This is a genomic window from Bacillus sp. MYb78, from assembly GCF_002975115.1.
Classification (GTDB): domain Bacteria; phylum Bacillota; class Bacilli; order Bacillales; family Bacillaceae_G; genus Bacillus_A; species Bacillus_A cereus.
Window position 1 is genome coordinate 121,619 of sequence record NZ_PCOB01000004.1, and the last position, 13,563, is coordinate 135,181.

The following is a 13,563-nucleotide window of genomic DNA, read 5'->3' on the forward strand; positions in this document are numbered from 1 at the left end:
AGGTTTGGAATAAAGATGTCACCTCCTGCAATTATGTTATACTTTTATAATAAATCTAAATGAAAAGAATAGTCAAAGGAAAAGGGCAAATATTGGTATGTTTCTGTAATAGTTTTTGAATTTGCTGTTATTTTGTCCGCTATACAAAAGGAATAACCCCCTACTTTTAGATTATAGAGGGTTATTTCAATTAAGGTTTTGGAACGCTTCTCGTTAAAGTGTATGACTGTTGCTTGGAGTAGTTTGTGGTCCATAGTGTTTGAAGGAAAGAAAGTATGCTATATGGGATATAGAGTAGTAATAAGCCGATTGTAACAATTATGGGTGAATTTCCGCCAAATTGAACGATAAATTGTAACAGTCCACTTGCATGAAAAACGCATTCCATAAAAACAAATGAAAGAATGATGGAACCTAAAATTGATTTATGGTTCGAAGTAAGCGCCAAAAACAATGTATCCACAAGAAAAGAATCATGTTTTATTTCATATTCATTTGTGTTTTTCAAGAAAGGAATCCATTTTTTTACTGCTTGCATAACGATAATCATGGAAGTACTACATACGATGATAAAAGATGAGTAGTAAGGAAGGTTTATAAATTGTGCGACGTATAGAAGTAGTAATAAGACTGAACATTGTAATACTACAGTGCAAAAAGAGTAAGGTATCCAATTCAATACAGTAGTAAACTTTTTAAACGAGTTAGGTACTTTGAAAAATAAATGGCCGATACCCAAACTTATGAAAAATCCGATCGCAAGGGTAAAAGTAAAACGAACAATCGATATAAAATATATTTCCCATATGTAAGGGAATAATGGTGTTGAATGATTAGAAGTATGTATCATTTGATTTGCTGAGAAAAAGATAGATTCATGCATCCAATCAACCTTTGGAATTGATATAGAAGAAAGCTGTGCGAAGTTTTGAAAAATGCTAATAAATCCATTTTGATAAGAGTAATTGTGTGTAATAAAAAGAGCTGGAATAGGACTTATGGCAAAAATAACAATAACACCAATTATAAATTTACATATATGTGAGCGTAATAAGGACATATAAACCACCTACTCTTGGAATATTCAGAAAATTCTTATTCTTATTTTAGCCGTTTTTGGAGCAAGTTACAATATATTTTTCTTCATGTATGGGCATATGGATAATTTTAAATTGTATTTAGAAATCTATTTTTTGTGTGGAATGAAGAGAATGTAGGGAAATGTCGAAAGGATTAAATAGATTTTTAAAATTGGAAAGTGATACCATAAAATTAAACGATGTTTAAATCGTTGTTTAACTGATACATTCTAGAGGGGGAGATAGATTGGGAGGGAATGAAAACGTATCAACGAAAGAAAAGATTTTAAATACAACATTGGAATTAATTAAAAAAGAAGGTTTTGAAAAGGTAACGATAAGGAAAATTGCGAAATTGTTAGATATAAATATAGCGCTAGTAAATTACCATTTTGTTTCAAAAGAAAAGTTAATTAGTGAGGCGATTAGAGTTTTATTAATTAGCTTTCAAGGCACTTTTTCTATTTTAGATAATATTACAGTGCCAGCAAAAGAAAGATTAAAAATATTTTTATTGGATTATGTACTAGTAATTCGGCAATATCCGGAGTTAGTTAGGAAGATTATTGCAATGGGAACTACGGTATTTACATCTCAATACGAATATGGGGATTTTTTGAAGAGGCTAGGTTTCAGTAAAGTGAAGAATATTTTGAGCGAGATAACAAATGAAACGGATCGGGAAATTTTAATGATGATGACGGTGCAAATATTTGGATCCATTTTTCTTCCCACATTAATGATGCCAATTCTCGAATCAGGGGCAGATATAAAAGTACCATCTGTAGAAAAACAGATTGATTTCCTATTTGAACGCTATTTTTATAAAAATTGAGATAGTGGGTGATAGAGGTGGCTAGTTTCTTTAGAAAGCATTGGTGTGATATAGGGTTAGTTGTCGCTATTATTGTCGTTGTTTCTTTAGTCGCGAATTTGGGAGAAATGAGTGAAATAAAAGTACTGTTAGGGTTAAGTTTTGTGGCCATTTTAGTGCATCAATTTGAAGAGTATCGTTGGCCAGGTTATTTTGCTGGTCTGTTTAATGTAGTTATATTTAAAAGTGATATACCAGACCGCTATCCATTAAATACGCAATCTGCTATGGTAATAAATATTTTGATTGCGTATGTTTTTTATTTACTCCCGGTTTTTTTTCAAAATATAATATGGCTTGGGTTGGCACCTATTTTAATGGGATTTTTTCAATTCATATGGCATGGTATTTTTGCGAATATAAAAGCTAAAACAATATATAATCCGGGATTAGGTGCGGTTGTATTACTACATGTTCCAATTGGTTATGTATATATGAGGTATATTCTTTTACACAATCTGGCTACAAATTTGGATTGGTTATTTGGGGTGATCTACTTTCTAATAGCTACCTATTTTTTAATTATAAAAGGAAATATGTTAATGAAAAGTAAGGAGACAAATTATTACTTTTCTAAAAAACAATTAGGTCCGTACAATGATACATTGAAGTGATTCAGAATTCAGAGGGAGGGTTTTGGATGCGGAAGAAAGTGCAAGTGAAGGATTCATGAATAAATTATGACAAGAAAATGAATAATTTTCAGAAAAATAAAATAAATTATTTATTTTTTTCTGAAAATATAATATAGTTATGGCACAGAAAGTATTTTAACATAAGGAGGCTTTTTATGAGGATTAAAGGGAATTACGTGCCAAAAAGGGAAGTTTTACTGTGCTCAAGTTCGATTACGATAGGGGAAGCGTTAGAGCATTTAAATAAAACGGGGTATCGTTGTGTACCAGTTTTAGATGAAAAAAAAGAGAAATTTTTAGGGAATATATATAAAGTAGATATTTTAGAATATAAAGGATCACTTGACGAGAGTGTAATGCAATTATTAAACGATAAAGAGGGATTTGTGAGAGAAGATTCATCTTTCTTTAAAGTATTTTTTACAATAAAAAAATTGCCTTATTTATCAGTAGTTGACGAAAAAGGGGTTTTCCTTGGAATTTTAACGCATAAAAAAGTTTTTGAGTTATTAGAGGATGCATGGGGCGTTCACTCTAGTAAATACTCTGTCATGATTGGAACGCAAGACTATAATGGAGCAATCCAAAAGTTATCGACAGTTTTAAAGAAATACACTGGTATTCAAAGTTTGATGACTTTTGATAATGATGCCTTATTAGTTCGTAGAATTATGTTTACATTAGGAGAAGAGTTTAACGACGGTGAATTAGAGACATTATTGAAAGATTTAGAAGATCACGGATTTAGAGTTGTATATGTGGAAGAGATGAAAAATCCACGTGAAGTTGAAACGATAGAGTAACATACAAAAGCCATCTAATTATCTTGGATGGCTTTTGTTATGTTACGCGTGTAAAGTTATTTTAAAATAACGACAAGATAATAGGTGAGATTATAACAATATTTGTGTAAGAGAATAAAAAATGTAGATAATTTCGATTTTCAAAAAAATCAATTTGAAAATATGTTTTTATTTTGCAACTAAATATGTTACTATATGTGTGATAAAAACAAAGAGGTCTGACAACTATACTCCACGTAATAACACTCTAATGATTTAAAAATTCAAAAAACTCAAAATTCAAAAATAACAATTGTATTAATGATTAGAGTAAAAATAAGGGGAATGGAGAAATTATGGAGAAAGACACTGCTTTGTAAGGGGCATATTTTATCATCTTGAGCAGAGAGGAGGATGCATAGCATATTGTAAAATATAGAGATAAACAATGAAAAAGTGCTATGCAAATGAAGAGCATGAAGGGACGTTTAAGGCCAGGTGATACGGTAGCAATTGGTTTGATGCTATTTGCATTATTTTTAGGAGCAGGAAATTTAATTTTCCCGCCAGTTTTAGGTCAACAAGCAGGAGAGAATGTTTGGATTGCTACAATAGGATTCCTTGTAACGGGAGTCGGATTACCCCTACTAGCTGTAACAGCTGTCGCGTTTGTAGAGGGGGACTTGAAAGCGCTATCTTCTAGAGTCCACCCTATATTTGCGTTTATTTTCCCATTGATTAGTTATTTAGCAATTGGACCATTTTTCGCGATTCCTCGTACTGGAGCTGTTTCGTTTGAAATGGGTATGAAGCCATTTTTATCAGAGGCAATGGTTTCAGAGTGGTACATGCTATTTCTTTTCACGATAGTTTTCTTCGGAATAACGTGGTATTTATCATTAAATCCATCTAAATTAGTGGATTGGTTTGGAAAGTTTCTTACACCATTATTAGTATTAATTGTCGCTGTTATTGTCGGAAAGGCAATTATTGATCCAATTGGAGAGCCAGCTGCACCGTTAGCTGCTTACAAAGAAAATGCTTTCTTTGGTGGATTTATTCAAGGATATTTAACGATGGATGCAATTAGTGCTCTCGTATTTGGAATTGTCGTTGTACAAGTTATCCGCTCTAAAGGGATAAAAGAGAGTAGTCAAATTGCAAAAATAACAGTTGTATCAGGTATTATTGCTGTACTTGGTTTAACGTTAATTTATTTATCACTTGCTTATCTTGGTTCAACAAGTACATCACTTGGTATTTCAGAAAACGGTGGTCTTATTTTAACGAATGTTGTAAATGAGCTATATGGGACGAGTGGTAAAATTTTATTAGGGCTTGTTATTATACTCGCTTGTTTAACAACTTCTGTTGGGTTAACATCTGCGTGTGCGGGTTTCTTTACAAACTTATTCCCAAAACTTTCGCATAAAACGATTGTAACAATGGTATGTGTATTTAGTTTAATTGTATCTAACCTAGGTTTAACACAATTAATCGCAGTAACATTACCTGTGTTAATGATCATTTATCCAGTTGCAATTGTATTAATCGTACTTTCGTATTTCCATAAGTGGATTGGGAAGCGTAATACAATTTATATTGGAGCTATTTTAGGTGCATTGTTAATTAGTTTCTTTAACGGTTTAGAAAGTGCGAAAATTAAAATTGACGCGATTTCTAATGTACTACAAATGTTACCGTTATATAACGAAGGAATCGGATGGTTAATTCCATCATGTATTGGCGGGATTCTCGGTTTCTTCTTCTATAAATCAAATGAATCAAGTGAATTACAAAAGAAAGGTGCTTAGGCACCTTTCTTTTTTTGAAGGGGATTTTTGTATTTTGTCTAAGTAATAATTGGGGGGAATGATAAATGGCTAATTTTGAAGATTTTTTAAATTTGGATTTGAGAATTGGAACTGTAATACATGCAGAGGAATTTAAAGAAGCGAGAGTACCAGCGATTAAACTAGCAATAGATTTTGGAGAAATCGGGATAAAGCAGTCAAGTGCCCAAATTACGAAAAGGTACAGTCCAGAAGATTTAGTCGGTCAACAAATCGTTGCGGTTGTAAACTTTCCACCGAAGCGTGTAGCTGGATTCAAATCAGAAGTGCTTGTGCTTGGCGGCGTTCCTGAAGCTGATGATGTTGTGTTGCTTCAGCCTAATATGGAATTGCCAAATGGAACGAAAATTAGCTAGGGTGAAGGTAGGGGCTAATATGGATATCGGACGAGAATATTTACAATGTGCGATTTCGAACTTTAAAGCAACAAAGAAGCAAGGGGAACGGGCACTTTCTCAATTATCATATGAGCAAATACAATGGTCTTCTCATGAAGAAACAAATAGTATAGCGATTATTATAAAGCATCTGCACGGTAATATGCGTTCTAGATGGACGGATTTTTTAACGTCTGATGGTGAAAAAACAGATCGTAATCGAGATAGTGAATTTGAGGGATGCTATCATTCAAAAGAAGAAGCCCTTATAGATTGGCAAGAAGGATGGAAATATGTTTTTAATACGATGAATACTTTAACGCCGGAACACTTATTGAAGACGGTATACATTCGCGGTGAAGCACATACTGTCATGCAAGCAATTGAAAGGCAAATTTCTCATTATGCATTGCATATTGGTCAGATTATTTACATTGGGAAGATGTTAAAAGAAAATGAGTGGGAATGTTTAAGTATTCCGAGAGGTCAGTCTGCACGTTATGTAGAGAAAAAACGTTCAATATAATAATAAGAAAGAAACCGATAAAAAATGGGAAATAAGGAAATCAGCCAAATAATAGATGGTTCTGTAATCATAAGAATGCTGCCAAAAATAAGTCCATATATAATAAGAAAGAAATTGAAAAGTGTATTCACAGGGATAAATCGTGAGATGAACACTTGCTGTCGTTTAAAACAATCACTGTGAAATAAATAAAAGCGGAAGTACCATGTGGCGGTAACGAGATCTTTCTTTCTCACAATTCTTTTTTTGCATGTATGACAGATAAATGGTGGTTGCATTTCATTACGCTCCATTTTTTATTTTTATAATAATGTGAGACATAAGTAGGTACAACGTGTATGTTCCTATATACGCTCCTGCAATAAGGAAAAATGGATTCAGTAAAATCCCATGAATGCTCGTCATGAAAACTAAATCTTGTATTAAAACATCGTATATATTAATGGAAATAATTGTACCGAGTACATACAGTGCCAAGTACGCAGAAATATGTAGCACAATAGAGATTTTTGGATGCTTAGCGGACAAATAAAAAATGAATGATAGAGCGATTGGTAATATTCCTATTAATAGCTTCAATTCATTTCACCTCATTAACAATATAGCCGAAATTTTAACGGTCTATTCTCTAGGGCTTGTACATAACTTGAAATAGAGAGGTGATAGTATGAATCGGGGCTTTTTTTTTATGAAGTTTACAAGTATGCGTAAGTTAGTTTTATTTGTTATTACTACAGTGCTAGCGACTTTTTTTCTTATTAGTATGATGGTAACCTCTATGAAAGAGACGAAGTCAACGTATTTATATAATTGGTTAAATGAGTTATCGATGAATGGTTACATGTATGTACTTGGAAAAGAGAATCATTATTTTACACAGGAGTATCGAAAGTTGAATCAAGATTTTTCAATTTCTTCTTTTCTCTTTTCTATGGCTACAAATATTCGCTTTAATGATGTACGCAGTTTTGTCGGGAAAGAGCTACCCGGGTTTGGTAAGTACGATACAGAAATTGTTATTGCGGGTGAGGGCACAAACTATTCTAACTTACCGATAGAGTCGAGTGTACCTCTTGAAGAAGTAGTGAAAGAACGGACTAGTGGAACTGGACAAGCACCTAAACAAGATACGAATAAAGAGAAAAAACAGCCGTCCCAAACGACCGGAAAAAGACAAGTTGCGTTTATTTATCATACACATAGCTGGGAATCTTATTTACCTTTACTTAACTTAACGAATGACCCGAATCCGAATAAAGCAACGAGTTCTGTATCGAATATTTCTATATTAGGAGATCGTTTCCGTGAACAACTAGAAGGTGAAGGGATTGGAGCTACTAACGATAAGAGTGATGTTGGTCAAAAGTTAATAAGTAAGGGTTTAAACAGTAATAGTTCGTATAAAATGTCACGAGAAATTGTGCAGCAAGCTATGGCTGGAAATAAAGATCTTCAATACTTTTTTGATTTGCATCGTGATAGTGCTCGAAAGAATGTAACGACAAAAACAATTGGAGATAAATCATATGCGAAGCTTGCATTTGTAGTAGGGAAAGGAAATAAAAATTATGAAAAAAACTTACAATTAGCGACAGCTTTACATGAGGCGATTAATAAGAAATATCCAGGAGTGAGTCGTGGGGTCATTCAAAAAGGTTTCCAAACAGGAAATGGAATCTATAATCAAGATTTATCAGGACAAGCGATATTAATAGAAGTTGGCGGTGTAGATAATACGGAGGAAGAATTGAATCGATCAATTGATGCACTTGCTAAAGCATTTGGTGAATATTTTTGGCAGGCAGAAAAAGTGAATGGATAAAGTGAAACTTGAATTAGCCAGGGTATCTATCGATAATTATTAGCTCACTTCAATCTTGGAAAAGCGTAAGTGTAATGCTTACGTTTTTTGTGTTGGTTTGAAATGTGGATAGCAAGATGTCACAAAATGGACATGATTAATAATTATTATAGCGATATCGAAATTTGTCTAATTATAATAGGAGAATTAGAAAGGGATTTTTGAAATGGCAGAGAAAATCTTTTTACAAGGAAAATTTTTATATTATGAAATTGATAGGGTGATTTAGGTGATTAGGGAGATCAAAGTAGAAGATGCAGCATCATTTTTGCAATTAAGTAAGCAATTAGATGAAGAAACGAAGTTTATGTTATATGAACCAGGAGAAAGGAAAACTACAGCTGAGCAACAAGAAAAAATGATCCAGCGATTTATAGAAAATGAATATGCAACAATATTTGTAGCAGTTGAAGATGAGAGAATAATAGGTTTTATATTAGTGAATGGAAATAACATTCAAAGAAAGAGGCATGTGGCAAGCATTGTAATTGGTATTTTGCAAGAGTATAACGGGCGAGGTATTGGGACGAGATTGTTTAAAGAGGTTGAGAAGTGGGCAAAATTACATGATGTATGGCGTTTAGAATTAACAGTAATGGCCCACAATACAAGAGCTCAGGCACTATATAAAAAAGCTGGATTTGAGAAAGAAGGTGTCAAAAAAGCTGCTCTTATTATCGATGGAAAGGACATCGATGAGTATGAAATGGCCAAATTATTAAAATAAGAGGTCGTTATATGAAAAAAAGATGGGCACTACTCGGTATCGTAGCTGCAATAATTATTGTTGGAGTAGCAGGAATCAATTATAAAATGTATAAGGATAAGCAGGCGCGGGAAGTAAGTGTAAATAGTATATTTCCGAAAGCGAAAGAAACAATTGCTAATATGGATGGGGATATTGCGGTAATTAATAATCCGAATTCAATGCTTGTACTTGTGAATAAAAGTAGGCGTTTACCAGATGGTTATAGACCGCCAGATTTAGTTATTCCGAAAGTGCGCTACTCTAGTGAAGGTGATCAAGAAAAGAAAAAGATGAGAAAAGAGGCAGCGAGGGCGCTTGAGGAAATGTTCCAGCAAGCTAACAACGAGCGTATTTTCCTTTTTGCAGTTTCTGGATTTAGATCCTTTGATCGACAAAAAGCATTAAATACGATGTATAAAAAACAAGATGGGGAAGCAAAAACAGCAATGTCTAGCGCGGTTCCTGGCACAAGTGAGCATCAAACTGGATTAGCTATGGATATTACGTCTCAATCTGCTAAATTTCAGTTAGAGACGGTTTTTGGGGAAACGAAAGAAGGTCAGTGGCTTTCTGAAAATGCCCATAAATTTGGTTTTGTGATTCGATACACAAAAGCGAAAGAAACGATTACGGGCTATCGGTATGAACCATGGCACGTAAGGTATGTGGGAAATCCACAAGCTACATATTTGTATGATAATCAGCTGACGCTTGAAGAAGTAACAGAGTAAATGATTGAGGGGAGAGACGTATAATGACGATGTTATATAAGAAAAAAGTACATGCATATATTACAAGAGAAAAAGAGGGGGTTATGCAATTACTGGTTTTTAAACATTGTGATATACATGAAGCTGGTATTCAAGTGCCAGGGGGAACGGTTGATGAAGGTGAAACGTTAGAAGCGGCTATATTGCGTGAAGTACAGGAAGAATCCGGATTGCGTCATTTATGTATAGAGCGTTTTTTAGCAGATTACATTATACATGTGAAGGAAAAACAGGAATATGAAAAACGTCACTTTTTTCATGTAACTTTACTAACTGATGTAAAAGATACATGGGAACATATAGTAAGTGCTGGTAAGAAAGATCAAGGTTTAGCGTTTAGCTACGAATGGGTTAATATTGCAAAATGCCCTGAATTAGCAGGGAAACAAGGAGAGTTTTTACACTTATTAGATGAGATATATGTAAAGTAATAAAATAGTCTGAAGCGAAAGTTCATTCGTTTCAGACTATTTTTATTTTTCGGGAAATTAAAGGCTTTTTGAATAGATAAATTGAATTTCTTTAAAGGAATATTAGTTTGGAATAGTTGGGGTGAAAAGATGAAAAAGTAAGAGTTATACGCAAAAAAGTTGCTATAAGGGAGAATATAAATGGAGATTCAGTTTAATCCAGTATTAAAAAAAGAATTAACAATTCATGATATACAAACCGAAATGGAATCTGGGCAGTTAACTTCAAAGGAATTAGTGATGTATTATCTTCATAGAATCGCAAAGTATGACCAAGACGGACCGGAAATTAATTCTATTTTAGAAATCAATCCAGATGCTATTTTTATCGCAGAAGCGTTAGATTATGAAAGAAAGACAAAAGGTATAAGGGGTCCATTACATGGTATACCTGTTTTGCTTAAAGACAATATTGAAACGAATGACTCCATGCATACAAGTGCAGGTACGATTGCTCTAGAACAAAATATAAGCAGTGAAGATGCATTTCTCGTTACAAAATTACGAGAAGCCGGAGCAGTAATAATAGGAAAAACAAATATGACAGAATTAGCAAATGCAATGTCTTTTGAAATGTGGGCTGGATATAGTGCAAGAGGTGGTCAAACAATCAATCCATACGGAACGGGCAAGGACCATATGTTTGTTGGCGGATCTAGTACAGGATCTGCGATAGCAGTTGCTGCTAACTTTACAGTAGTATCTATTGGGACAGAAACCGATGCTTCTATTTTGAGCCCTGCTGTTCAAAATTCTGTAGTAGGTATTAAACCGACTGTCGGTTTAATTAGTCGTAGAGGAATTATTCCATTTACTTATTCGCAAGATACAGCTGGACCATTTGCTAGAACGGTAACAGATGCTGCTATTTTGCTAGGGAGTTTAATTGGAGTAGATGAGAAAGATGTTGCTACTCATAGAAGTGAAGGTAGGGCAGAGCAAGATTATACAAAATATCTTAATGTTAATGGCTTAAATGGAGCGAAGATTGGTGTGTTTAACGATGCACCAAAAGATTATTACGAAAATGGTGAGTATGATGAAATCTTGTTTAAGGAAACGATCCAAGTATTACGTAATGAAGGAGCGACAGTAGTAGAAAATATTAATATTCCTTCTTTTCATAGAGAATGGAGTTGGGGAGTGCCGCTTTATGAACTGAAGCATAGTTTAGATAACTATCTTTCTAAATTACCTTCTACTATTCCGGTACATTCTATTTCGGAGTTAATGGAGTTTAATAAAAACATAGCAGAAAGAGCTTTAAAATATGGACAAACTAAGTTAGAGGGAAGAAAAGATTTTCCTAATACGTTACGAAATCCAGAATATTTAAATGCAAGATTAGAAGATATATATTTTTCACAAGAACAAGGCATTGATTTTGCATTGGAAAAATATAATCTTGATGCGATACTGTTTCCTTCCTATATAGCTTCTACCATATGTGCGAAAGCGGGTTATCCGTCTATAGCAATACCTGCAGGGTATATGGAAAGCGGGAGACCTTTTGGAATTACGATTGCAAGTACTGCCTTTAGTGAAGGGATATTAATTAAGCTAGCTTACGCTTTTGAACAGGCGACAAAACATAGAAAAATCCCAAACTTGTCATGAATAGAATAAATAAAAAGGACAGGGAATGCCTGTCCTTTTTGTTTTAGTGATTAAAGTGAAATATCGTTCTGCTCTGTTTTATGATATTTTAATAAACTAAAAGATAAACAAGCGGAACATAAAATAAGAATAGATGCGATGATATAAATTGTACGAACACCGAACATATCAGTAATAATGCCAACGCTAAGCATAGAAAGACCAGAAGCTGTTGAAAGAAGCGCGCCATGTGCTGTATACATTTTTGATAATAAAGAAGGGGTGACACTTGATTGTAAAACAGTCGTTTGAGAAATATCTCTAATTTGATAACATGGTCCCATTAGAACACATAGAAAAAGCGCAATAAATCCGCTGCTTGTCATACCATATAAAAATGTAAGAATGCTAAACATAAGAGAGCCTATCGACATGGAGCGTATTAAATTGTTTTGAATATAGGAACTGATTTTCCATGCCAATAGACCACCGATTAACGTGCCAACATAATAACTTGTATTAATATATCCCCACCATTCCTCGCCTTTATGAAGGATAGTCGTAACATATGCCATCGTAATAGCACCGATCCATATTGTTCCGGCGAAAGTTTCAATTAAGTCCATATATGTAACGGTACGGAGAGAAGGATTTTGAAATAAGAGTTTCCAACCTTCCGATAAAGCAGTACTTTTTGAAGAGGGAGGATCTGCTATTCGTTCAGTATGTATGGTACGTAATGAAAAGTGTAATGCAATACATCCAAAAATCATTAACATGTTATTAATCATGAGTGTAGATGTAGCGCCAATGAGAAGAACGATAACACTCGTAAATGAATAAGCGGCGACTTGCGCAATTTGTGTTGAAAAGGAAAAGATACTATTTACTTTTACTAATTTTTCTTTCGGTGTAAGGCGCGGAAGAATGCTGTATAGTAATGGAGCGCTCCATCCACTACATAATGAAGTGAAAAAAATAAAAGTTAATAGAGCTATAATGTTTGTGGATAAGACTGGAAACAAAATCATTAATAATAGTAAAAAGACTGTTTTTAGCCATTGTAGCGTATATAACAACGTATAAGATGGAAAACGATTTATTATTAGTGGTGCAGAGATGTTAGCAATTAGATTTGTGATAACTTGTAATAATGGAAAAAGAGCAGTAATAGTAGCTGATTTAGTTGCTATATAAATATGAGTTGTAATAATCATTACATATACGATGTCAGCGAGAGTAATGCATGTTTTGGAACCTAAGTAGTAGGTTAGTGACAGGTTTCTCAATAAGAATAACACCTCTATAAAAATAGTATTTAGTAATTAGAATAATTGTAATTTAAAAAATGAAATTTTTAAAGAATTTAATTTTTTGTCACTTTTTGAAAGGAATTTTCATGTATAATGAAGAATATATTGATATAGTATTATATTAATAATCATTGTAACAGTGAGTATGTACAATAGCTTGTAGCAAACGCCCAAGTGTAAGAAAGGGCGGATAAACCATTCTTTTCTTCATATACATATAGAAAATGAGAAAGAAAGTGAGGGTTGCATATGGCTGCTTGGGTAATTTGGTTTATAATAGCTGGTATTTTATTTATTGCAGAAATGTTGTCGATTACATTTTACATGCTTTGGCTTGGAATTGGAGCTGTTGTCGGAGGTCTTATTGCTTTGTTTGCTCCTGATGCACTACTGTTACAAGTTACTGTTGGCGCAATTATAAGTTTAACTTTGACATTCTTTACGAAAAGAATTTCAAAAAACTTTCGAGAAGCAAAAGGTTTTACGGATACAGTAGATATGCTTGTTGGTAAAAAAGGGATTGTTATGCAAGCGATTACAAATGAAGCGAATGGTATTGTGAAGGTGGATGGAGATACTTGGACAGCTATTGCAGATTCTTCAATTGATGCTGGAGAAAAAGTCGTTGTTATAAAGAGGCATAGTACTATATTACAAGTAAAAAAGGAGAGTGAATAAA

General features: G+C 33.7%; 16 protein-coding genes. 12 read left to right on the forward strand and 4 right to left on the reverse strand.

The features are described from left to right. Positions 1-190: 190 nt before the first annotated feature. Positions 191-1,060: a hypothetical protein gene (locus CQ064_RS11380; protein WP_000055272.1), complete on the reverse strand. Its 870-nt coding sequence runs from the start codon at positions 1,058-1,060 to the stop codon at positions 191-193. A 266-nt stretch (positions 1,061-1,326) separates the two neighbouring features. On the opposite strand from CQ064_RS11380, the gene CQ064_RS11385 reads away from it, so the two are divergent. The 6 genes from CQ064_RS11385 to CQ064_RS11410 all read left to right on the forward strand — a co-directional run bounded on the left by CQ064_RS11385 (position 1,327) and on the right by CQ064_RS11410 (position 6,126). After that, complete coding sequence (locus CQ064_RS11385; protein WP_000509367.1) at positions 1,327-1,914, forward strand: TetR/AcrR family transcriptional regulator; 588 nt, start codon at positions 1,327-1,329, stop codon at positions 1,912-1,914. Positions 1,915-1,922: 8 nt separating this feature from the next. Then, positions 1,923-2,567 (forward strand): HXXEE domain-containing protein, encoded by a 645-nt coding sequence (locus CQ064_RS11390; RefSeq protein WP_003270331.1) that lies wholly within the window; start codon positions 1,923-1,925, stop codon positions 2,565-2,567. 176 nt (positions 2,568-2,743) lie between these two features. Then, on the forward strand, positions 2,744-3,391 hold the full coding sequence (gene cbpA, locus CQ064_RS11395) for a cyclic di-AMP binding protein CbpA (RefSeq protein ID WP_001220528.1): 648 nt from the start codon (positions 2,744-2,746) through the stop codon (positions 3,389-3,391). Between the two features lie 455 nt (positions 3,392-3,846). After that, positions 3,847-5,184 (forward strand): branched-chain amino acid transport system II carrier protein BrnQ4, encoded by a 1,338-nt coding sequence (gene brnQ4 / locus CQ064_RS11400; RefSeq protein WP_011110049.1) that lies wholly within the window; start codon positions 3,847-3,849, stop codon positions 5,182-5,184. 65 nt (positions 5,185-5,249) lie between these two features. Then, positions 5,250-5,579, forward strand: a complete 330-nt coding sequence (gene csaA / locus CQ064_RS11405) for a chaperone CsaA (RefSeq protein WP_001263018.1) — start codon at positions 5,250-5,252, stop codon at positions 5,577-5,579. Then, complete coding sequence (locus CQ064_RS11410) at positions 5,560-6,126, forward strand: DUF1572 domain-containing protein (protein ID WP_015055115.1); 567 nt, start codon at positions 5,560-5,562, stop codon at positions 6,124-6,126. The genes csaA and CQ064_RS11410 overlap by 20 nt, the downstream gene beginning before the upstream one ends. On the opposite strand, the gene CQ064_RS11415 is transcribed toward CQ064_RS11410, so the two are convergent. Further along, a complete protein-coding gene (locus CQ064_RS11415; protein ID WP_140340087.1) occupies positions 6,099-6,404 on the reverse strand; it encodes a permease in 306 nt (101 codons plus the stop codon). The two genes, CQ064_RS11410 and CQ064_RS11415, sit on opposite strands and share 28 nt — an antisense overlap. A 4-nt stretch (positions 6,405-6,408) precedes the next feature. Further along, a complete protein-coding gene (locus CQ064_RS11420) occupies positions 6,409-6,705 on the reverse strand; it encodes a hypothetical protein (protein ID WP_000770728.1) in 297 nt (98 codons plus the stop codon). Between the two features lie 88 nt (positions 6,706-6,793). Here CQ064_RS11420 and spoIIP point away from each other — a divergent pair, with 88 nt between their 5' ends. The 5 genes from spoIIP to CQ064_RS11450 all read left to right on the forward strand — a co-directional run bounded on the left by spoIIP (position 6,794) and on the right by CQ064_RS11450 (position 11,592). Beyond that, the gene (gene spoIIP / locus CQ064_RS11425) at positions 6,794-7,948 is read left to right on the forward strand and encodes a stage II sporulation protein P (RefSeq protein ID WP_001079282.1); all 1,155 of its coding nucleotides are present in this window, start codon (positions 6,794-6,796) and stop codon (positions 7,946-7,948) included. A gap of 268 nt (positions 7,949-8,216) precedes the next feature. Continuing rightward, positions 8,217-8,714, forward strand: coding sequence for a GNAT family N-acetyltransferase (locus CQ064_RS11435; protein WP_002093964.1), 498 nt, complete (start codon positions 8,217-8,219; stop codon positions 8,712-8,714). Between the two features lie 11 nt (positions 8,715-8,725). Continuing rightward, positions 8,726-9,466 carry a M15 family metallopeptidase gene (locus tag CQ064_RS11440; RefSeq protein WP_000747650.1) on the forward strand — a complete coding sequence of 247 codons (741 nt, stop codon included), beginning with the start codon at positions 8,726-8,728 and terminating at the stop codon, positions 9,464-9,466. A 23-nt stretch (positions 9,467-9,489) separates the two neighbouring features. Then, positions 9,490-9,936, forward strand: coding sequence for an NUDIX hydrolase (locus CQ064_RS11445; protein WP_000178281.1), 447 nt, complete (start codon positions 9,490-9,492; stop codon positions 9,934-9,936). Between the two features lie 180 nt (positions 9,937-10,116). Further along, entirely contained in the window at positions 10,117-11,592 is a 1,476-nt protein-coding gene (locus CQ064_RS11450) for an amidase family protein (protein WP_000405414.1), read from the forward strand. A 50-nt stretch (positions 11,593-11,642) separates the two neighbouring features. Here the strand turns inward: CQ064_RS11450 and CQ064_RS11455 are convergent, their stop codons facing one another. Beyond that, a complete protein-coding gene (locus CQ064_RS11455) occupies positions 11,643-12,860 on the reverse strand; it encodes an MFS transporter (protein WP_001245238.1) in 1,218 nt (405 codons plus the stop codon). 273 nt (positions 12,861-13,133) lie between these two features. Here CQ064_RS11455 and CQ064_RS11460 point away from each other — a divergent pair, with 273 nt between their 5' ends. Further along, a complete protein-coding gene (locus CQ064_RS11460) occupies positions 13,134-13,562 on the forward strand; it encodes an NfeD family protein (RefSeq protein ID WP_000741971.1) in 429 nt (142 codons plus the stop codon). Position 13,563: the final 1 nt, after the last annotated feature.